General features: G+C 33.7%; 23 protein-coding genes and 2 pseudogenes. 7 read left to right on the forward strand and 18 right to left on the reverse strand.

Annotation, left to right across the window (positions count from 1 at the left end; translation table 11 throughout):
- Nucleotides 1-57: 57 nt before the first annotated feature.
- The gene (locus H131_RS20105; protein ID WP_010860962.1) at nucleotides 58-348 is read right to left on the reverse strand and encodes an RNA polymerase alpha subunit C-terminal domain-containing protein; all 291 of its coding nucleotides are present in this window, start codon (nucleotides 346-348) and stop codon (nucleotides 58-60) included.
- 207 nt (nucleotides 349-555) lie between these two features.
- Between H131_RS20105 and H131_RS20110 the strand changes: the two genes are divergently transcribed.
- On the forward strand, nucleotides 556-1545 hold the full coding sequence (locus H131_RS20110; RefSeq protein WP_010860963.1) for an aldo/keto reductase family protein: 990 nt from the start codon (nucleotides 556-558) through the stop codon (nucleotides 1543-1545).
- A gap of 204 nt (nucleotides 1546-1749) precedes the next feature.
- On the opposite strand, the gene H131_RS20115 is transcribed toward H131_RS20110, so the two are convergent.
- The 9 genes from H131_RS20115 to H131_RS20155 all read right to left on the reverse strand — a co-directional run bounded on the left by H131_RS20115 (nucleotide 1750) and on the right by H131_RS20155 (nucleotide 9760).
- Nucleotides 1750-2673 carry a LysR substrate-binding domain-containing protein gene (locus H131_RS20115; RefSeq protein WP_051112224.1) on the reverse strand — a complete coding sequence of 308 codons (924 nt, stop codon included), beginning with the start codon at nucleotides 2671-2673 and terminating at the stop codon, nucleotides 1750-1752.
- A 35-nt stretch (nucleotides 2674-2708) separates the two neighbouring features.
- The gene (locus H131_RS20120; RefSeq protein ID WP_010860965.1) at nucleotides 2709-3518 is read right to left on the reverse strand and encodes a GNAT family N-acetyltransferase; all 810 of its coding nucleotides are present in this window, start codon (nucleotides 3516-3518) and stop codon (nucleotides 2709-2711) included.
- 48 nt (nucleotides 3519-3566) lie between these two features.
- Nucleotides 3567-3983 (reverse strand): hypothetical protein, encoded by a 417-nt coding sequence (locus H131_RS20125; protein WP_010860966.1) that lies wholly within the window; start codon nucleotides 3981-3983, stop codon nucleotides 3567-3569.
- 56 nt (nucleotides 3984-4039) lie between these two features.
- Entirely contained in the window at nucleotides 4040-4378 is a 339-nt protein-coding gene (locus H131_RS20130) for a hypothetical protein (RefSeq protein WP_010860967.1), read from the reverse strand.
- Between the two features lie 492 nt (nucleotides 4379-4870).
- Nucleotides 4871-5272, reverse strand: coding sequence for a hypothetical protein (locus tag H131_RS23230; RefSeq protein WP_010860968.1), 402 nt, complete (start codon nucleotides 5270-5272; stop codon nucleotides 4871-4873).
- 799 nt (nucleotides 5273-6071) lie between these two features.
- A complete protein-coding gene (locus H131_RS20140; protein WP_010860970.1) occupies nucleotides 6072-6611 on the reverse strand; it encodes a type II toxin-antitoxin system HicB family antitoxin in 540 nt (179 codons plus the stop codon).
- 100 nt (nucleotides 6612-6711) lie between these two features.
- Entirely contained in the window at nucleotides 6712-7746 is a 1035-nt protein-coding gene (locus H131_RS20145) for a serine hydrolase domain-containing protein (RefSeq protein WP_010860971.1), read from the reverse strand.
- Between the two features lie 327 nt (nucleotides 7747-8073).
- Complete coding sequence (locus H131_RS20150; RefSeq protein ID WP_010860972.1) at nucleotides 8074-9270, reverse strand: MFS transporter; 1197 nt, start codon at nucleotides 9268-9270, stop codon at nucleotides 8074-8076.
- 22 nt (nucleotides 9271-9292) lie between these two features.
- Nucleotides 9293-9760 (reverse strand): MarR family transcriptional regulator, encoded by a 468-nt coding sequence (locus tag H131_RS20155; protein WP_010860973.1) that lies wholly within the window; start codon nucleotides 9758-9760, stop codon nucleotides 9293-9295.
- Between the two features lie 365 nt (nucleotides 9761-10125).
- Here H131_RS20155 and H131_RS20160 point away from each other — a divergent pair, with 365 nt between their 5' ends.
- Together H131_RS20160 and H131_RS24705 are read left to right on the forward strand one after the other, a co-directional pair.
- Nucleotides 10126-10425 (forward strand): hypothetical protein, encoded by a 300-nt coding sequence (locus H131_RS20160; protein WP_010860974.1) that lies wholly within the window; start codon nucleotides 10126-10128, stop codon nucleotides 10423-10425.
- Nucleotides 10426-11239: 814 nt separating this feature from the next.
- Nucleotides 11240-11413: a hypothetical protein gene (locus tag H131_RS24705; RefSeq protein WP_155242507.1), complete on the forward strand. Its 174-nt coding sequence runs from the start codon at nucleotides 11240-11242 to the stop codon at nucleotides 11411-11413.
- 45 nt (nucleotides 11414-11458) lie between these two features.
- On the opposite strand, the gene H131_RS20170 is transcribed toward H131_RS24705, so the two are convergent.
- Both H131_RS20170 and H131_RS20175 read right to left on the reverse strand, forming a co-directional pair.
- A complete protein-coding gene (locus H131_RS20170; protein WP_010860975.1) occupies nucleotides 11459-11932 on the reverse strand; it encodes a hypothetical protein in 474 nt (157 codons plus the stop codon).
- A 117-nt stretch (nucleotides 11933-12049) separates the two neighbouring features.
- Nucleotides 12050-12756, reverse strand: a pseudogene (locus H131_RS20175) (DNA alkylation repair protein).
- A 1049-nt stretch (nucleotides 12757-13805) separates the two neighbouring features.
- Between H131_RS20175 and H131_RS20180 the strand changes: the two are divergent.
- Nucleotides 13806-14144: a hypothetical protein gene (locus tag H131_RS20180; RefSeq protein WP_010860978.1), complete on the forward strand. Its 339-nt coding sequence runs from the start codon at nucleotides 13806-13808 to the stop codon at nucleotides 14142-14144.
- A 60-nt stretch (nucleotides 14145-14204) separates the two neighbouring features.
- A complete protein-coding gene (locus H131_RS20185; protein ID WP_010860979.1) occupies nucleotides 14205-14573 on the forward strand; it encodes a membrane lipoprotein lipid attachment site-containing protein in 369 nt (122 codons plus the stop codon).
- Between the two features lie 635 nt (nucleotides 14574-15208).
- On the opposite strand, the gene H131_RS20190 is transcribed toward H131_RS20185, so the two are convergent.
- Both H131_RS20190 and H131_RS20195 read right to left on the reverse strand, forming a co-directional pair.
- Nucleotides 15209-15394: a hypothetical protein gene (locus H131_RS20190; RefSeq protein WP_010860980.1), complete on the reverse strand. Its 186-nt coding sequence runs from the start codon at nucleotides 15392-15394 to the stop codon at nucleotides 15209-15211.
- 286 nt (nucleotides 15395-15680) lie between these two features.
- Nucleotides 15681-15962 carry a hypothetical protein gene (locus H131_RS20195; RefSeq protein WP_010860981.1) on the reverse strand — a complete coding sequence of 94 codons (282 nt, stop codon included), beginning with the start codon at nucleotides 15960-15962 and terminating at the stop codon, nucleotides 15681-15683.
- 482 nt (nucleotides 15963-16444) lie between these two features.
- Here H131_RS20195 and H131_RS26180 point away from each other — a divergent pair, with 482 nt between their 5' ends.
- Nucleotides 16445-16624 carry a YjcZ family sporulation protein gene (locus tag H131_RS26180; RefSeq protein WP_010860983.1) on the forward strand — a complete coding sequence of 60 codons (180 nt, stop codon included), beginning with the start codon at nucleotides 16445-16447 and terminating at the stop codon, nucleotides 16622-16624.
- A gap of 444 nt (nucleotides 16625-17068) precedes the next feature.
- On the opposite strand, the pseudogene H131_RS23980 reads toward H131_RS26180, so the two are convergent.
- Nucleotides 17069-17164, reverse strand: a pseudogene (locus H131_RS23980) (MBL fold metallo-hydrolase); the annotation flags it as partial.
- 80 nt (nucleotides 17165-17244) lie between these two features.
- Nucleotides 17245-17532: a hypothetical protein gene (locus H131_RS25990; protein ID WP_010860984.1), complete on the reverse strand. Its 288-nt coding sequence runs from the start codon at nucleotides 17530-17532 to the stop codon at nucleotides 17245-17247.
- Between H131_RS25990 and H131_RS20215 the strand changes: the two genes are divergently transcribed.
- Nucleotides 17507-17932 (forward strand): Ger(x)C family spore germination C-terminal domain-containing protein, encoded by a 426-nt coding sequence (locus H131_RS20215; RefSeq protein WP_036132177.1) that lies wholly within the window; start codon nucleotides 17507-17509, stop codon nucleotides 17930-17932. The genes H131_RS25990 and H131_RS20215 overlap by 26 nt on opposite strands.
- A gap of 64 nt (nucleotides 17933-17996) precedes the next feature.
- Here H131_RS20215 and H131_RS20220 read toward each other — a convergent pair whose 3' ends face one another.
- Together H131_RS20220 and H131_RS20225 are read right to left on the reverse strand one after the other, a co-directional pair.
- Entirely contained in the window at nucleotides 17997-18458 is a 462-nt protein-coding gene (locus tag H131_RS20220; protein WP_010860986.1) for a GNAT family N-acetyltransferase, read from the reverse strand.
- Between the two features lie 1130 nt (nucleotides 18459-19588).
- Nucleotides 19589-20053: a phage holin family protein gene (locus tag H131_RS20225; protein WP_010860987.1), complete on the reverse strand. Its 465-nt coding sequence runs from the start codon at nucleotides 20051-20053 to the stop codon at nucleotides 19589-19591.
- Nucleotides 20054-20132 lie beyond the last annotated feature (79 nt).

The following is a 20132-nucleotide window of genomic DNA, read 5'->3' on the forward strand; positions in this document are numbered from 1 at the left end:
TATTATTTATGATACATTGTAAAATCTTAACTACTACTTAAAATAACAGTAGGTTTACTATTTAAACGATAACCCTTTTTCATCTAAAGAAGCCCTAAGATTTGGCAATGAAGCTGGTCCGATACCGTGCAATTGCAAAATTTCTTTTTCACTAAAATTTGAAAGCTGTTCTACAGTAATTATTCCCTCGTGTTCTAATGCTCTTCTAGCCGGCGAAGAAAGCTTTGAAAGAAATCCATTTTCAGGTTTACGCTCTTGCTCACATTTTGGGCAACTTGGACAATCACTACTCTTATAATATTCGTGGCCTTTGTCACATATCCTTAAATTTCGCTTTGAAGTTGTCATTTATAGTGATTCCCCTCTTTCGATACAAATCGTTACCTTCATTTTACTACCTTTTGATCATCTAAGAAATCAATTTGTTTAAATGGGTATGGCTACCTATTGGAAATATTATATATTTTTTATATAAATCTAGAATAATTTATATATTATACATATTATTGCACGATCTTTATAATGTAAATATCACTTTCGAAGGAGGCAATAGGAATGGAGTATAGTAAACTTGGCAATAGCGGATTATCGATAAGTAAAATTGCATTTGGTAACTGGATAAATCATGGAGGAAAAGTAGACGAGAATACCGCAATAGCATGTGTAAAAACCGCATTGGATGTCGGTATAACAACATTTGATACTGCCGATGTTTATTCAGATACGAAAGCTGAGGAAATACTCGGCCAATCTCTGCAAGGTGTAAGGCGGGAGAGTATTGAGTTATGTACAAAGGTTTGTCATCCAACTGGGAAAGGCCAAAATGATAGGGGATTATCACGTAAGCATATTTTCGAAAATTGTCATGCATCGTTACGTCGGTTACAGACTGATTACATCGACGTCTATTATGCCCACCGATTTGACCCATCTACGCCCCTTGAAGAAACTATGTTAGCTTTCGCAGACCTTGTTCGACAAGGTAAAGTCTTATATTTAGGCGTAAGTGAATGGACAGCAGAACAAATCACCCGTGGGGCTGCGCTTGCCCGTGAATTAAAAATCCCACTCATCGCGAGTCAACCTCAGTACTCGATGTTATGGCGCGTTATCGAAACGGATGTCATTCCAACATGTCAACGTGAAGGACTCGGCCAAGTTGTTTGGTCACCTGTTGCGCAAGGTATTCTTACTGGTAAATATTTACCCGGAAAACCAGTACCAGCTCAATCGCGTGCTAATTCCACTGCTGGTAAACCATTTTTTAACAATCTAGTACGTCGTTGGATGAATGACGATGTACTCACTTCTATACAAAAGCTAGAACCCATTGCACGTAATATTGACCTTACTTTGGCTCAACTAGCAGTAGCATGGGTATTACAAAATGACAATGTTTCTTCAGCAATTATAGGTGCCTCAAATCCGCAACAGATAATAGAAAATGCATACGCGGCCAATGTCAAATTGCAACCTGAAATAATGAATCAAATTGATGAAGTACTACATGGATTCATAGAGTACGATTCAAGCAAAACAGGTTAAGTTTTTAACTCAATGTGTAACTATATCAAGTGAAACTTCAATCCGTGGGGGTAATCTTCAACCCCACAGAGTGGTAGTTAAAGCAATCGGATTTTTAGTTGAATGACCACCTATTTTAATTTCCATTTGGGTGGGCAGCTTACTGACTGTTCGTCCTTGATCAAAAATCTTCGTATTTTTAAGTTCAAGGAAGATGAGAATTCGCTACTCATTCGAGAATGAATGGGTAGTATTACTTTTATTAGATTTTCTGGTAGAATATACTTCTCGAACTATCGTTAAAAATTGATTGATAATTGCAGATTTTTCATCCTGCCTCCACCCAACATATAGATTTATTTTAGGAGGAGTTTCTTTAAATTTTTTATAGATCACTCCATTTTGTTTATATGTTTCCACTGAGGATGGTACAACGGAAATCCCCATACCTATTGCAACTAGATTAACGATTGTTTGCATTTGTATGGCTTCCTGAACAACATTTAAATTTACACCTTGTTCACTAAAGTAGCTAGTAATAAAATCATAAAAATCTGGACCTAAATGACGTGGAAACATAATGAATGGCTCGTCAACTAACAATTGGAGAGAAACTTCGGCTAATGAGGCAAGCGGGTGATTTTGAGGTAAAACCAACCTTAAAGATTCCTCAGAACAAACTTCTGAAAATAATATCCCATTATTTTGTTTAGTACGAAAAAACCCAATCTGTATTTCTTTCTCATAGAGAGCTTTTAATTGTTGCTCAGTCGTCATTTCACGTAATACAAGTTGAATTTTAGGAAATCGTTCTCTAAATTTTTTTAAAATCTCTATAACAATTTCAGTAGAATCGACAAAACCAACTGTCAGTTGACCAATTTTTCCTTCGTCTGCAAGTTGTGTTTCTCTAATAGTTTTTTCAACTTGAAACATAATTTGCCGAACTCCATCAAGAAATATTTTTCCAGCGTTCGAAAGCTCTACTTTTCTTTTCGTACGATAAAAAAGTTGAACGCCTAATTCTTCTTCTAATTTACGTATCTCTTGGCTTAAGGGGGGTTGTGCCATTCTTAAACGTTCCGCTGCTCGACTAAAATTCAACTCTTCTGCTACTGTTATGAAATAGCGCATTTTTCGAATATCCAATATCATCACCTTCCCTTCTATTCGCTTAAAAGAAGTTACGATTGTCTTGGCGTAAACTCACTAGATTTTTTAAAAAAAATTGAATATTCACTAGGATTACTAAAGCCCAATTTTTCAGCTAGCCTTATTGATGATGCATTACTGATGTCACAATCCCAGCGAGGCATTATATCCTTTTCGAGACAGTCATTTATAAACGCTTTTGCGACAATTAAACCTAGTCCTTGTCCCCTATAATTTTCGTGGGTTTCAATATCAATTTCCGAGAATTGAAGGGAAGCAAAAATTGAAGTGCATTCACTAATCACTTGCCCTTTATGTAGCATACAGTAACCGAAACCCTTTGCTGTAAAATTGGCAACAGAGCCCCAATACTCATTATAATAATCCTCATTATATGCTGAACTACAAGCAATTTGCTCTTCACTTATTCTTCTCATAGAATATTCATTAGTAAATAGACTCTTCTCATATGATTTTTTCTTATCATGTATAAAAGAATACCTGTTCATCTTTTTTAAATTATCTTTAAATAGCTCATTAATGACACAATCCCAGTGCTCATTTGCAGAAAATAAAGTGAAACGTAGCTCCTCACTTTTTCTTTGGCTATACAATTCCAAAAGGAAATTATTGAACTTTTGATTATCTTCTTTTCCTGCTACGAAATAAATACCCGATTGTGTTCCAATAAGTATCGTCTCTGGATTTTTAGAATCTGCATAAACAATTCCACTTATATAATTATTCAACACGGAATAGGTAAAGGTAGGAACCGTTTTTTTCTCGTTATTTTCTAGTATAGTGATTGCTTTTTCATAATCTTTTTCACCAAGAATTATCATTATATTGCCCCCTCCTCCTAACTGAATACATTGTATGATCTATATTTATCATTTAATCAATTTGAAAACCGTCAGATGACAGACTTTCTGAATTACTAAGAATAAAAGTGATGCAAAAACCCCGATTATTATATATGTCATCAATTCATGAAAATACCTGACTGCAGAAGTGTATAAATAAAATACGCCACCGATAATTGCGCCGCTTGCTGTATAAAGTAATATTTGGTGTAATTGCTTTTTAAATTTCACTTCAATCATCCAGGAGATAATGACGCCCAATGTTACATAAATAACCAATGAATATACAGCATAAATTATAAATAGTGTACTATAAGAAAAGTGTGCTGTATCTACTGTTTCTTGTGCATTAGGTGTATAACCAAAATAAAGACTTAAAATCCATGACAAAATAATTGTTGAAATAATTGCAATTGAAATTTTTTGAAATAATAATTTTAACATCTAGAACCCTCCGCTATATATGGAATCTGTACTTTGTTTATGGATGGCCAATGATGCTATTTAACTGCGTGTCTTCTTGCAAAGGTCGAAGGCGAAAATGAAACTTTATATTTTCCCTCTAGTTCTTTTCTTACTTTTTCTGTTAAATTCTCCCCTTGTTTATTATGTTCATCTTCAAGTTCAATCCCATTTGGAAATATGCCGTCGTTACTCCAATCAATCCATTTACCATATCGCCATACCCATTCCATTAATTCCGATTTCAACTCAATTGAAAGTGGTATTTTTTCTATATCAAAGTTACAACTACATTTATCACACCATATAGGGTCAGCGCCTATATCTCCTTCAACTTTTAACTCAAATGTTACTTGTTGTTCGCATAAACATCTCATATTATTTTCTACCCCTTTCTGAATAGCCCACCGTTACTAGAATAACAAATATGGAAATTTAATCAATATAATTTCCTTCTTAGTATAGTAATCATTAGATACATTCAAAAAAGAAACGCCAAGTAACAGAATAACTGAAATCCACAAAACCCTATGAAGCAACTGATTTATAACAGCAATACAAACTGGCAAATTCAAAAGAACGGGATGATTAATTGAAAATAGTACAAGTAAGCAACTCAAATAAGAGGCCTTTTTGATGGATAAAAAAACAGGACTCAATAATATACTGAGTACCTGATCATTGTTTATCTGGCTACTGAACAATTCATCCTATTTGACTATTAACACGATAGCTTCATTTTGACAATAACTAACATTAGCTTTCGTTGTGACTCTCTGCTAAAAAATTGTATGTTCATACATAATTCACACATACTTCGTCCTCCACAAATGCAGATTCAACAAATCAGTGGTCATAGCTCATACGAATTATCGATTTGGATTTCGGTCAATAAACTCCTCTATATCGTTAGCTAATCGATAAACTAAATGAAAATAATGTTTTTCTGTCATGACACCTTTTTTTCTCCACTTTTGCATTTCTTCATAGTGGAAATTATAAAAATATCCTTCTACATCCCATCTTTCAATGCCTTGCTTCTCCGCCATTTCAGCGATAGAAAGACCTTCTAGCCAATTTTTTTCGTATTCTTCACGACTAATACCTAAAAAATTGGATATTGCATTGTAATCATATTTGACATGATAAACTAATGTTCCCTCATCATTATTACTTTCTTCTTGTTCATTTTTATCTGCATGAACAATTGATGAAAAGGAAAAAATTATTACTGTTAGTAAAAGGAGTAAACCACTAAATATAAATTTCATTTTTGAACCTCACTTTTTTATTTTCTTTCAGTGTGTGAGGTTTCAAATTAACTATGTACTTTTCTTTTTCACTTTGTCATTTTCACCATTGCTACCAACCTGCCATTTTAAATTACAACTCACACAATTATCCATATATTTGATATTTGTTTAAATATTGTGTAGTGTGCTAAGTATTCCAATGCCATCGTTTTTTCCTAGATCATCATCATATGTCCGTTTTTAAAATATAAAACGGACATTATTGATAATTGCATTAGGTTAAATGAGGGAGTGTGAATATCACGGAGATGAGTAAAGCAAAGAGGTATTGGAAGAACGAAAGATGACTTAAAGTGAACGGGCAACATAGCAGGACTACAATAAGCTGTGTTAGTGAATTACTACATAATCAAGACAAAAAGTAAGTTTAAGTAACTACTTAGAAAAGTGAAAGGATAATTGATGATGTTAAAATTTATTGATGATTTAGCTGGTGCGATTTTCGATGTATGTAAATTGATCTGTTATTTCTTTGCAGGTGTATTGATTGTTGGCGTTCCCCTCTTTTTAATTGCTAAATTTTTTTTGTTGTTTCATTAACTCGATTGTGATTTGGTTTCAGAAAAAGTCCTTGCATCGGCAGCGCTAGTCGCAATCGCCTTTAAAGCTTTCAATTCTCGAAGGCACAAAAAAAGCGACGCCCTTCTCTCAAGGAAACACGTCGCAAGTAACTACATGAAGTAGGAGTTGATGCCTCCTTCTCAACTCCTTTTGGAACAACGCTCTGATTTTCACAATAAAAAATGACCGCTTAAATTTATTTCTCTACTATTTTGCGTACAAAACTATCGAATGCTTCCTCTGCCTCTGTGCGTAGTCGAACCGTACAAATTAACGGATACGTCGGACAAATTCGCAGCAACTTCTCTTGCTCCACCTCAGTATGTAAATAATCAATCTTTACATCCCACAGCCCATGTTTGTTCTTATAAGCTACAGCTTGGAAATCGCCATCATCCCGATTAAAATAAATATGCCAATGGCGCCAAGGCAAACGCTCCTCAATTTCCTCTGCATAATCGCTATAAGACGTTTTTATGAAAACAAGCTCCATCTCTTCCGTGACGAACTCAGCAGGAATCGATGCATTACTTGGCAACTCTTCATTATCATATAAAGCCCCCGCTAACAAATAAGCTAAATCCCTCTTTGCCTTTTCAATCGCTTCCTGTTTCGTACGACCCGAGCTTAAAGAATATTCCCATCCTGAATCTAGAAGTAACGTCGGAAAATAAACGCCGTACTTCTCGTTGTCTCTTTTCATAAACGCTGGATAAACAACATTCTCAAATTTCATATCAACTGCACCTGTCCTTTGCCTCACTTATCGAATCTCAAAATATTCTTTTTTTATCATGTACAAGGTATACTCTCACCATCGTTTAACAATTCAGACTCTATTCCAAGGTTTTGGTTTTTATCAATTGTTCTTCTATGCCCTTCACTATATCAAATGCGCCATTTGACTTATTAGAGCAAACAACAACATTGATGGATACGTCAGGATAATAGGCAGCGTGAAAGCTAACGCCTGGATCATACCCCATTATATGATATTTAAGAACGGCATCATTTCTTTTTTTAATCCATACACCATAACCATAGTAGTCTTCTTGATTTTCCTGAGCGTGTGGAGTCAGTAATAGCTTTGTTGATTTTTCACTTAGTAATGAATAACTCATTAACGCATCCCATAGCTTCTCCAAATCATGTACAGTAACAAATGCGCCGCCATCAGAACCACCTTTTGCTGGCAAGGAATAAATATTTGTTTTCCATGTCCCATCGTCAAAATCGATATAACCTTGTGCTGTATTAGCTGGTAGCGCATCTAATTCAAAAAAGCCTGCATTCGTCATACCCGCTTTGTCGAAAATATTTTTTTGGATGTATTCATCAAAGTTGCATTGACTTGCCTGTTCTACAACTAAGCCAAGCAAAATGTAGCCAGCATTATTATAATGAAATCTTTCTCCAACTTTCAATTTCATAGGTAGGTCTTGGAATAATGGCAGGAAATCTTTTAAAGTTCTCATTCGATACATGGGCGTTTGTATCCACAGTTCTTCAAAGTCATCCATAAATTCCTCATCAAAATAATCAGGTATTCCAGCGGTATGTGTTAGAAGATGATGGATTGTTACCTTATCATCAAAGTGTTTAAAATTATGTTTAATGCAATCACTCAGTTTAGAATCAAAAGAAATTTCCCCTCTTTCAACAAGTTGGCAAATTGCTATTGCCGTGAAGAGTTTACAACCCGATGCAATTCCAAAACGAGTCGATGAACTATTTTCTATTTGTTCTGAACGATTTGCGTAACCAAAGTTTTGTTTTAGTAACAACTCTTCCTTACTTTTTACAAATACTGCACCCGAAAAATCAATTCTCTTTTGAATACTCTTTACAATCTCTTGTAAGTTTATGTTCATAGCTATTCCCCCCATTTTTAAAAACATTTTAGTTTAAGAAATAGAAATAGGCTTGCATATTAAATCCACTTATTATTATTGCTAAAAAAACTAATTTTCCCCTATTTTAATAATAATAAAGAACTATTAGAATTTACACAAGTCAGGTTGAAACTTGTTCTTTGTGCGTATTGTCTCCACGGTGATGAGTTAACATCGACGAATCGATTTGAATTTATTTGGATGTAAAATACCATTAGCAATAGAAGCAATTAATCATTGGGAGACTCACCTATAGAACACACTTTTGAAAGAAAGGAACTTACTTTTTTAGAAGATTTAATATACTTATATAGAATCACTACTGTATGATTGTTTTTTCAAAGTTCTATACTGCTGTGCTGAAACAAAGTAAAGTAGAATTCCCAAAACAACAAACAACAACGACACAGGAATCATTTTGTATAATCCAGCAGCAATTGATCCTATAGCCATTCCAGAATAGCGTATGAAATTGAACAGCCCCAGTGCTGCTCCTCTATTACTACTAAACTCGTTACTTATAATTGTAGCAAAAAGAGGTGGTGCGAATCCTACAGTCATGCCATATCCAAATAACACCACGCTTAATCCAATAAGTGAATGGGTATGTAAGAACCCAAATAATATCACTTGTAGTGGCATTAGCAACAAAATTAACTTAAACAGGGTTTGTAGTTCCATCTTTTTTTGCAATCGTTTATATAATAGGCTTCCTACAATCATACTAATTGTTAAAGGCAAATATAACATTCCGATTATCTGTAAGGAAACATGATAATGATCGCTAAGTAAAATAGGTAAGTATACAAGAATCGCAAAGTATACAAAAAATACAAAAAAACTTAAAATCATTGTACTTGCACCTAATCGATTAGCTAGAATGGTTGCGTATTTGCTAAAATACCCCTTTGACTTAATCGGCTGATACTCTAGCTTATCATAAGGCAATATCAATGCAAGAAGAGCTAGTAGTGCAACTGAGATAGCAAAAAGAAAGAAAAAAATACCTGAATATCCATAATGTTGCCCAAGAACTCCTCCTACTATAGGGGAAATTGCTGGCGCAAGTGTAAGAAGTATTTGATAAGTTCCCATTGCGCTTCCTCTTGCTTCTCCGTCAAATAATTGCCCAATCATATTAACTGTAACTAAAGGGATGATTGCAGTACCGATAGCTTGAAACATTCTAAAAATCATGAATAACGTAAAATTAGTTGATAAAGCACAAGCAATCGTCGAAATACTTGTTATAATCAAACTTTTCAATAACAACGTTTTCTGACTTTTAGAATCAATTACTGATCCTAAAGCAATCTGCATCAACGCAGTTATAAAAATAAAACCACCCACTGTGAAATTAACCCAATTTATAGAAATTCCAAAAGAATTTCGAATGAGAGGAATTACTGGGGTGTAAATGTTCTGATTTAAAGAAGCGAAGAAAGTACTAATGCTCAATAAGTATAAAATTAATACTTTATTGTCAGTTATTCGACTTTGCAATGAAATCACGTCCTTCTAGAAGTTAATTATTTTTCATGTTTTCAGTGATAGCGTATAAAAATCTTGTGATAACTCCCAATTCAGCATCATTAAATTTTTCTAGAATACTCAAATACTTATTTCTTGCTTTTTCGTGTAACTGTTCGTGAATAAAAGCCAATTTCTCTCCTGACTCTGTAAGTCCATAATAAATCTCTTTCTTATTATCATTTCGCTGAATTTTAATAATGACATGATGTTTTAACAACTTTTTCACAGCTTTTGCAATAGCTGGTTTAGATACATTCAACTTGTGAGATAGCAAGCTATTGTTTGCCAAGCCATTGTCTTTAATCGTTGCAACAATATGTAGTTGAGTAAGTGACCACTCTAATGTTAATGCGTTGCCTTCTTGATCTTCCCCTCTATTTTCAACTTTCTTTTTTTGTGCGTCTTCTCGCGTAGTTATTAAATTTTGAAGAGCCTCCAAAACTTGTTCTTTCTGATCCATACCTATTCCCTCCTTAGTTTACATGTTAAAAATTAATTCACTACAAATCATTAAAATTGTTAACCGGTTAACAATAGGTATACACTACCTTATTTCGATTGTCAAATTTATACACAATATTTTCTTCTGTTGTTAATTCGTATCTAGATACCAGTATTTTTTTGTAGGAATGAACAAATAACGCGGAATAAGGACTTTGGAAAGTGCCCACTGCTCACTTGCCTACCACATACTTTCCAAAAAGGATTTTATATTTACGTCCACTAACTACTTTCAAAACGACATCTTTGCTTTCTTATTTTGAGTAGTATAAAAAATTTATACAAGCAAACAATAAAAATAAATTCTTCAATTGAGGTGAAATTATGGAACACTTTCCAACGATACATACAAACTTTTGGGATGCCGTAATAGCAATCCCTATTATTATGATCATTACGCAACTGTTAAAGAAATTCTTTCATATTAAACCAATTTGGGTACCCACAATGGCATTAATCATCGGTTTAATTATTTCAATTTTTATTAGTCATAGACATAACCTATTAGCTGGAATATTTATGGGTTGGTTTTATGGATACTCAGCTATCGGAAGTTATGCATCCTTAAAAACTACTCTCATGGCTTACAGACAAAAAAATAAAGACACAAAATCAAAATTATAATCTTTATCAGAACGAGTAAAAAAAGTTGTCACTGAATTTGAAATTCAAGTATTAACATTCCTATCTATAATCTTGTATCAATGAAAGTTAAAGAAAAAGCAACCGACTTCTTCAACTCATTTTATAAAAAATGGTCGATTTTTGGTCGGTTGCTCATATTCTTAATTAAACTAATATTGGATATCCACTTCCTGTTACCTCAAATTCGATTCAATTGGATTTGATTTTTTTATGTTGTCTAACATCCATTCGTATTGAATCGTTTGCGGACGACTATCACTCATTCCCAATTATAAAACGGCCCTGGACGCTCTCTGTGTGCTTTGTCTTCCACAGACTTAGAACTAACAAATTGACAAAAAACAAAAATCATCCATTACCTGATCTTATTCAACTTAAGTGCTATAATTTTTTAAACTCCACCCATAAACATAATTAGTACGACTGACAATAAAACGCCAATGAAATAAATTCTTAAAACAAAAATAGGGGAATACTTCTAAAATCCTTTTTCCCTTTTCATAAAACTCTGGACACTAAATATTATTCCTAAAACGAACAAAATAACTCCAACTAAGAATACCCATACAGTATTAAGTTGAAAGAAATAAAAAAAAGCTACAAAAACAAGTTCTATTATAGAAAAAAATGTTGACAACAAACCCCTTTTACTAAGCATCTTTTACCCCCTCTTTATTACCATTAATAGAATAACGTATACTAATATGATTTCGTAATACTGTTGAAATTCGATAAAGCATACTAAAAGGAAAACAGCTTGGCTTAGTTAAAAAAGGCAAGATGGAGGAACTATATGAAACTACAATTACTTTGGGGTGCCTTATTGTGCATCTATGGGATTTCTTTATTTATTAAATATTTTCAAAGTGTTGTTGAAGGATGGACTATCATCGTTTATGTCTTATCTGGAAGTCTATGTATTGTAGGATTTTTACTAATTATTAGAGCCATAAAAATGAATAAATAACGGGGGCTATTTTTAATTTTTTCGCCCCACTTGCTAGCCCTGAATTTAAAAATTGTTTACTGCCAATTTTAAACTATCAACAAATTCATTTATTTGTTCCATTTTTAGTTTTAGACATAATGCAGGACCACATTCTGTCGCACTATAATTATTTCTCTCACCTGCATCTAACACAAAAATTAATCTATAATAAGGCTCCCACTCATCCCTTTCATGTTCGGGCACTTGCAGAAAACCATTTCCTGGGTAATAATAAGCACCAAATAGTGGAATATGATAAATACACAAGCCTGGATCATGAGGCTCTAGCATACTTAGATGCATAATATCGATTTGTTTTAAATCATCTAATAACTTTAAGAAATCTCTTTTTAAGCAAACGATTTCCGTATGCACCTCTGGAAAAGCAGGACCAGAGCGGAAATGAATGTGGAATTTTACACTCGCATCATTAACTAATTTTAAATTTATTTCAACTTCACAATTAGGTTTATTAGAGTAATCTTTTAATATAGCCATAAATAGATCTCCTTTTTACAATTTGGTTTCAGATATAACTATAAAAATCCCAAGAAAATTACGATAAATAATCCATGCCATGGATAATTGAAGGTCGTTCGAGATTCGAGGCTGCTTTTAACATCTTACATGCTTGCGTTTAAAACCCAGTTTTCCTTTATCGACTTCTTTTTGAATACTTTCGTAAGCATTTAGGAAACTGCTTTTTTTCTTGTCCCGTTTGACTTCTACTGTTCCTATTGCCTTAGCGGTCTCGACTGCCTTGTCATGGAGTGGTAAATACGAAATCCCCACAGTGTATAGAAAATTATTCATAGCTGCTTTCGTTCGTTCTGGCGAATCGTGAATCGTATCTTTCACCTTGTCAAGCATTTTGGAAATCTTGCTTTCTGAAAATTTAACGTCTTGTCGATTCCCTAAAAGCCAACAGTAGCAACTCCAGCCCGCTGACATTCTCAGCTCTTCACTGCTTGCGATCCATTTATCAGCAACTAATTGTGCAATATCTGACTCTGATAATGTGACGGCCACTACATAATCGGACAGCATATAAAAATACGCCGTATCCATCCAACGATCATAATCCGACTCAGTCATGGCTTTTGGGTCTGCAATAATGCCTGCAAAGTACATTGCATCGTAGTTTCCTGTGGCATAAAGCTCTTCAGCTAAACTCTGACTTATTTTTATTTTCTTTGCGATTGGTTTCATAGCGCCTGTAGCCACGCCGAAAAGCGCTCATGCGCACCATTGGATATATACATTTTTTTAGTTCTTTCCTTGCCAAGGGCTTCAAGCTCCTGCATAACCATTTCTAAATTCATCGTTTAGCACTTCCTTCTGTTTGGAGTCTTTCCCCTAAAATGTGGTCTATTAAATACATCACCATTATCCTATAACAATCTATCATTTGTCAGCAAAATTACCATCTAAGCGCAGGACTGTTATACAGGAGTCCACTTGACGCGTAGTGGCGCACTATTCTCGAACTGGAATAAGAAAAACAATTTTTTCACAATTACTTACAATTACTTACAATTTTTAGAATCAAGGTATTACTCAGTTCAATATAAACATTTCCTTAATCAACAATGACATCCCTGTTATTTATATCTTACATTCACAGTATCCATTTCACAAAATTTAGCCATCATTGAAAGGTCTAATTTAATCCTTGTTCAACTAACCTCCATTAGTGCATTAAAAAATTTAGTTAATATTGGAATTTCTTTAATTTTTGTATGTTATTTATTCCAAATAGCGAAAACTTTTATTTTACAAAAAATAATGTGTATAAAAAATAATGTGTATAAAAAATAATCAATTGCTCTATACTATTAAAGATTTCACTTCGAATCCAATGTGACTAGGAGGGTTAACCCGATGAGTACGATTGATCGATAGCTCAGAAGGACCATCAATACTGAATAAAGCTAAAGTACTGTTGTCTTAGGATAATCTTAAGATCCAATACGGAAGCGAGGCAGTGTGTCATGGAGGAATAAATGTAAGTGGTAATCAAACCCGGAATATTAATTCCGGGTTTTTTATTTTGGTACTACTATACATAAACAAGAAATTCAATTAAGCGTATATTTTTATGTTTAATAAATGACATTTGTATAAAAATCGTGGTTTTTTATATGTACTTTTATCTCTAAGTTTCCTAAAATGGTAATATCAGGTCATAATATGTTTTCCGTGTTAATTTTACTCTAAAAGATGACATGGACACTGAAGTAATTGTTTACGGAACATTCGATGGAAAAGATGAATTAGGTGCCCCAACACTTATTGCAACTATCATAGAATAAGTCACTCAAACGAGGGCTTTTTATTATTTTTCACCCGAAACCATACGCTGGAGGAATAAATGATTAAAATAATTACTTTAGAAAATTTAAATGGCAAGGGTGATGTTTTTGAATTTATGCGAAGTGATTTTAAAAATGAACATTGGCATGAATCTTCGATTTTTTTAACAAAAGATGCTTTTGATTTTTTACATTTATATATTGATGAGGTTTTACCTAATTTTAATTACTTTGGTCCAAACTCAATTACCCCTGAACAATGGAATCAAATCACTTTTAAGGCATGTTCTTTAAATAATTCAGTGAACATCGAATTCCTTCGATTTTTTAACACAATAGATCGTTGGGTACAAAAAAAATTCGAGGAGCACACTTGTTTCTCAATTTGTGGTCCATAGCAATTTCGTGACACAGGGCTTTATCTTCAAGAGAAATGGACAGTTAAGGAGGTCAATGGATTGAAGAAATTTCTTTTAGTATTTTTGGCAGTATTTATATTAACAGCATGTAATTCATCAACGTTAAGTATTAGTGAAATTGAGATTGTTCCAAATAAAGTGCAAAAAGCAATTGATGAAAAAAATACACTTCAAATCATCAATGAAGGTGAAAATATTTCTTATATCGTTTTTCGGTCAAAAGGAACAGTTACAACAGACCTTGAAACGCAAGGTGACACATTAATAGTAAAGTTAGATGTTACGAATCAACAAGATAATGCAATAGAACAGCATGTCTATAAATTAACGTTAGATCCTAACCTTGATACGATTGATATTCGCATTAATGGTAAATCTACAACGATTGATAGTGTAACAGGAATATAAGGAGGCTATTATACCCCTTTTCAACAATCAAAACGTTATCTCATTACACATCAATTTAATGGCTTGTACTTATGAAAAACATACGTGCAAGCCCTTTTATTATGGCACCATAAGTCAATAGGAACGCTTAAATGGCCCGGCGGTATTGGTCAACCTCAAAGGGGATAATATCAGTACTCACTCTATAAATAAGCGCATAATCTTTGGATACCTATTAGTAATTTTTCTACCTGTGTTTTAGAAGAAGGTAGAAGGAAGTTGTTTAATTCTGCTCTTTTTTATTCATTACAAGCATTTATTTCCCAGTACCCTTGTAAGGTTGAAATAATCGTTTAATATTCCATCCAATCTCGGTAAATAAACGTTTTTCATCTTTAAATTTTGGATGACATCATCATCACGTTAAAATGATTTTGTTGCTAGGTCTACTATCACAAATTCATGTAAAAGCTTTCGTTGTTGTTCCCCATTTATCATATAATCGCACGCTCTCTGTAAAGGCATCGTGCCCTCCCCCTCATGCGCGCCCTTTGAAGTATGTCTGCTTGAAAGTGATGCCTTTATCTTTCTTTAGGTATCTGACATAGAAGATATGAACACATAGCTTATTCCACTTAGTGTCTATTGCTTCCATGTTACTTACTTCCTTCAAGCTTAGCTATAGCCTTATCTATCTCAGTTATCTCACTTTCAAGCTTTTCTTTCTTCTTGTTCAATTTTGAAAGTTGATTATTACATTTTTCCGTTTCACTATGAATGTTTTCTAAATCAAATAACTTTGTTTTTTTTGATTCTTGTAATAAATCGATTGCTAACTTCATATTTATTCGCTCCCTTCTAAGCACAGGCAAATCACTTTCTTTTCTAAATGTACATTGCCAATCTTAATAGGCTTTAATCCATTTGCTAATCTTAAATCATTTTGTGTAAATGATTTATTAATCATACATAACTCATTGAATAATGTCTCAGCATACTTTGCCATTTCACGTAATCTTAATCATCGAATTATTAATACTTTTTTCGGTTCACTATTCCTCATCCCTACACAATTAATAGTTAAATGCATAATTAAAAGCCACACCTGGTTAGATGTGACATAATTATTTATAATAAATTTTGAGCCTTAACACTTTTACCTGATATAGAAAACTTATTTTGTTCTTCGTCAAAACTTATAATGAACCTAAATTCATTCAATATGTTTCCTGTGTAATCACTAAGTCTCACTGTTGGACTTACCCAAAACACAACTTCGTTTCCATCCATCTTCCAACCCTTCTCAAATCCTTTGTGCTTTTCTTCAAGACGTTTTTCGATTGATTGTCCGTTATTACTGATTGTATTTTTTACTTGATCGATCAAATTAATTTGTGCTTTTGTTTCCATTTACTTCGCCTCCATCCACACTAATTATAACCATAATGGTATTATATGTAACCTGAATAAAAATATAACAGAAAAGAGACTGCCAATTTAGTAGCCTCAAACGCTTGTTTCCAGAACACACGTACAAATAACGGTTGATGTATCCTACGTAACATAAATCATTTGTGAGTCATTCCTATATTACGTTTATTAACGATTTGATGCTCAATCCTTTGGAATGTATTAGTGAGCTTTCGTAAATCATTTAAATCGTTCATTTTATGTGTAAGCTCATATTCGATGACTTTTATTCTCTCCGTTAATCTTGCGGCTTCCGATTCAACAGTATCACTTCCATACAAGTGACCTTTTTTGTCTTATTCCTCAAACTTAACTTTGTTAATTTTTGAATTTCTAAAACGAAAGGAGCTATTGATTGGATAAATGCCCCCTTTCCTTTCAACGACTATACATATTATGAATTGAAGAAAGGAGTGATTTTCATGGGATACTTTGGAAATGTAGGTAATTATAATAGTTGTTGCGGAGGCTATGGTAATTACTATGGCAAGGGTTATTGCATGGACTATGGTAAGGATAATAGTTCAACATTCGTTTTAATCGTAGTTCTATTCATTCTACTAATTATTGTCGGCGCAACTTTCATGCAAAAAGATTATTAATATTTACAGTTTTTAAGTGTACGAAAATAGAAGGTAAGCACTTCATTATTGGCAACAATCAATAATCTCCATCATCCCTTCTGCAAACTATCATAATAGCAGTATAATGCTAATCTACCAGCCTTATACACTCCTATTATGACCAAAGGGTCGCTCCCAGCCTGGTGACCCTTTTTTGTTGTTTTTCAATAAAGACTTTGAAGTTATATCCCTCTTTTCCCCTGCTCCATACCCGCGTGTATTAGAATTAGCTTTTTTACGTGAATTAGCACCTTCATCCTTGAAGCAATCTACACACAAACAAAAGCAGTTATTCACCTCTGAACGAATCGAAAATATTAATAGAAATATTCAGCATGACTACTTGGGATGCAGTTCACACGGAGTGGCCTTTTTATGGATTATTTGACTAAAGCGCCGGATAACTGAAGAAAGATCTGAGTTTTAATATGAAATTACTTTTTGAATCTGATCATTAATATTTAGCTTACTCAATCCTCCGTGGTAACAAACCACAGATTCAATGTCGAGTTCTAGGTATACGCCGGAATACGCAGGTCACGGCAAAGATCCGAACAAAAATGTCACGCATGCGATGATTACGAAGTCCGTCGTCGATTTTATAACGAAATTGAACCTACGCAATTTGCTGTGGAATCTTTAATAAAGCCTTTAAAACCATCTTTTGAAAGTACTCCAACACCTTCGAAAGCAGTCTCCTCAGGTACTTCGTCAATGGTTTCCCATTCTTTTTTGATTGTAACGTAAGGTATGCTAACCTCATGGTTTGGCTCATTTAATCCAATAAGCAAATCCCTCAAGTTTGGCTTTGTTATATACCTCTTGTTTCCTGTTCGATCAATTCCCAAATCTAGGTGGATTATGAATCTATCTTGCTCTAGCCACACAATAAAATGCTCTTACAACTCATCAGTCCCGGCAGATAAAATAAAGGTACATGTTAAACCAATTGTAGAAGGCAATGATCAAGTGAAGTTTGAAATTGAAATTAAAGTAAATGCCACAATTAATGGTTTCAAAGGAAAAATTTCATCTGACGAAATAAGAAAAAATGTTATAAAACAGGTAAAAAAAGAAGTGAAAGAAACCTATGAAGAAGGACTTAAATTGGACGTTGATATTTATCGCTTGTCAGAATACCTCTATCGAAACAATGTAAAAGCGTGGAAAAAAATAGAGAATGAAGGGAAAATTACATTGACTAAAGATTCTATCAATAAAATAACTATTCATGTCGATAAAATAAACCCAGGAAGAAAAACATTTTCTGAAACAATTGAAGAGTAATTATTAAATAAAAATGACCAGGCGCTCAAAATTAATTGAGTACCTGGGCTTTGGTGTTACATTATCAAATTTTTTTAGCCATTGCTATATTCGTAATTTCATAACCCATTTTTTCATATAAGCCGCGTGCAATTTTGTTATGACCAAAAACGTTTAAACCAATTTTATTCATACCTAATTCTTTAGCAATAGTTTCAGCTTCTTTCATTGCTTTCTTGCCATACCCCTGCCCTTGACATTGTTCAAAAATCACAAAATCATAAATAAAACCTTCATTAGGATTTGTAGCTTTTTGTGAAATCCAAATCATCCCAACTAAGATATCATTGTGAAAGATAGAGAATAAATGATTATTCTTGGTCTTCTCATCTTTTGGTAGCAGTTGATCAAATGATTTCTTCGACAAGTCAATCGCTTCATCTTCACTCCAATTTCCAGAAGCGATCTTGTCTTTTGCATAGTCTTCAATTGCATAACTGATATATTGCTTGAACTCCTCTTGGTTCATAGGTTTTAATGTAATCAATTTATTTTCCTCCTATTCTATGTTTCAACCTTAACATTTTTTCAAAATCCCTCATAATTATACCTGAAATTGGTCTTTGCCCTCTTTTGCCGTTCACCACAAAGGATATACCTCAACCTCTAACATACCTCCGCTTTTGATTGGTTTAACTCGATATTTAACTACTTGTTTCATCTCGTAGTCTCTCAATAAGTTCCTTGATACTGTCTTCATAAGCACTACTATCTATCGCAAATAAATCTTCATAATCTTCTACACCAGCTTCTTTCTCAAATCAAGGTTAAAGTGTTACTTGCCTAAAGGGATATGAGTCAGAAGGATTTAGCTGAACAAATAACGCTTACAACACGTTTGATTAGTGAAATTACTAATAATAAAGTGAAGATGTAACCAAAGGATGCACTAGAGAAATAATGATTGCAATGGATATAAAAAATTTAGGTGAACTTGTTGCTGCGCCTAGATAAGGAAACAGATAACTAATCACACATTAAGCCATCCTTAGTTGATGGAGATACTGATACTGCTACTTTTACTTTTAGTTACGGCAGCAAACATTTCACATTTAAAGATATTAAGATACTGAATAAAAAAACGCCTTCCACAATAATTATTAACAGTGGCTGGCGGTTTTTGTCTATTTAGATGATCTTATTTGCTGAAAAGTAATATATAATCCAATCACTGTGATTTCTTCCTTTTAGTCTTCCACAATGAATTGAACTTGTCCTTTGCTATTACTAGGAACAGTTATTTTCCCTTCTAACTTGTATATCTTTGGCATTAACCTATTAGCTTTTACTTACCCAAAAATCACAGCCCCATGTAATTGCCTAGTTTACGTGCAATAGCCCTACTCGAATAAGTGTCGCTATATCATATAAAGATTATAGGGACCTACTGCAATATCCCACACTAAACTCGATTTAGGATTGCTATTTAATGTCCAAGAGACCATTTGCCTTGGTCTAGTTCTCCCCTGAAATAGTACCTTTGTCGCGTTTTCGAGCGATACAATTCCATGATGAAGATGTTGCGGAAACCCTTTGTATCACTCTTGGAATAGCAATCGACATGCTATTTGTGCTGGTGAAAAAAACTCTCTAAGTCTCCGCATGTTGTTACGCTTGTCATTTATCTTCACCGTCTTTCAGTTTATCTTCATTATCTTTTGGTTTATCCTCACCATCTTTCGATTTATCTTCATTATTATTTTTTAATTGTGTAAATGCGTTCTGCAAAAATCGGGGTACCTTAATACCCAAGTGACCAAGGTTTTCTACCATGCTGATTCCTTCCATACCGATTAGAAATAGAATCATAGCATTACGCATAAAATCACCACTCTCTGTAGCGTTATCCAATTGCACTGCTGCTACGACCATTAATATCATTGCTGTCTTTTTCAAAAGCCCCTTAAAAGCCTTACGTGAATCTACGTCTTTAATTAACCAAGCTACCATTAAACCTAATGTGAAATCGATAGCCATTAAAATTGTTAAAGCTCTTATCAATTCATCAACACCGCCAATTAAATATATAATCCATGCAGTAATACCGCCGATAACTGATGCCCAAAGCGTATTTGTTTCCATATTAACACCCACCTTCTCGTATAATAAAACCCTCCACAATCATCTGTGGAGGGTCTAAAAATCTACTAAATTTTTCGTC

The organism is Lysinibacillus sphaericus OT4b.31 (assembly GCF_000392615.1).
GTDB lineage: Bacteria > Bacillota > Bacilli > Bacillales_A > Planococcaceae > Lysinibacillus > Lysinibacillus sphaericus_B.

Coding starts and splice junctions, on each gene's coding strand:
- H131_RS20145 (WP_010860971.1), bottom strand. CDS start 7,746: ATGAACATAAACTTACAAGAGATTGTAAAGAGTATTCAAAAGAGAATT.
- H131_RS20180 (WP_010860978.1), top strand. CDS start 13,806: ATGATTAAAATAATTACTTTAGAAAATTTAAATGGCAAGGGTGATGTT.
- H131_RS20195 (WP_010860981.1), bottom strand. CDS start 15,962: ATGGAAACAAAAGCACAAATTAATTTGATCGATCAAGTAAAAAATACA.
- H131_RS20170 (WP_010860975.1), bottom strand. CDS start 11,932: ATGGCTATATTAAAAGATTACTCTAATAAACCTAATTGTGAAGTTGAA.
- H131_RS20155 (WP_010860973.1), bottom strand. CDS start 9,760: ATGGATCAGAAAGAACAAGTTTTGGAGGCTCTTCAAAATTTAATAACT.
- H131_RS24705 (WP_155242507.1), top strand. CDS start 11,240: ATGAAACTACAATTACTTTGGGGTGCCTTATTGTGCATCTATGGGATT.
- H131_RS20120 (WP_010860965.1), bottom strand. CDS start 3,518: ATGATAATTCTTGGTGAAAAAGATTATGAAAAAGCAATCACTATACTA.
- H131_RS20130 (WP_010860967.1), bottom strand. CDS start 4,378: ATGAGATGTTTATGCGAACAACAAGTAACATTTGAGTTAAAAGTTGAA.
- H131_RS23230 (WP_010860968.1), bottom strand. CDS start 5,272: ATGAAATTTATATTTAGTGGTTTACTCCTTTTACTAACAGTAATAATT.
- H131_RS20105 (WP_010860962.1), bottom strand. CDS start 348: ATGACAACTTCAAAGCGAAATTTAAGGATATGTGACAAAGGCCACGAA.
- H131_RS20215 (WP_036132177.1), top strand. CDS start 17,507: ATGAATCTATCTTGCTCTAGCCACACAATAAAATGCTCTTACAACTCA.
- H131_RS20190 (WP_010860980.1), bottom strand. CDS start 15,394: ATGAAGTTAGCAATCGATTTATTACAAGAATCAAAAAAAACAAAGTTA.
- H131_RS20140 (WP_010860970.1), bottom strand. CDS start 6,611: ATGAAATTTGAGAATGTTGTTTATCCAGCGTTTATGAAAAGAGACAAC.
- H131_RS20110 (WP_010860963.1), top strand. CDS start 556: ATGGAGTATAGTAAACTTGGCAATAGCGGATTATCGATAAGTAAAATT.
- H131_RS26180 (WP_010860983.1), top strand. CDS start 16,445: ATGGGATACTTTGGAAATGTAGGTAATTATAATAGTTGTTGCGGAGGC.
- H131_RS20160 (WP_010860974.1), top strand. CDS start 10,126: ATGGAACACTTTCCAACGATACATACAAACTTTTGGGATGCCGTAATA.
- H131_RS20225 (WP_010860987.1), bottom strand. CDS start 20,053: ATGGAAACAAATACGCTTTGGGCATCAGTTATCGGCGGTATTACTGCA.
- H131_RS20125 (WP_010860966.1), bottom strand. CDS start 3,983: ATGTTAAAATTATTATTTCAAAAAATTTCAATTGCAATTATTTCAACA.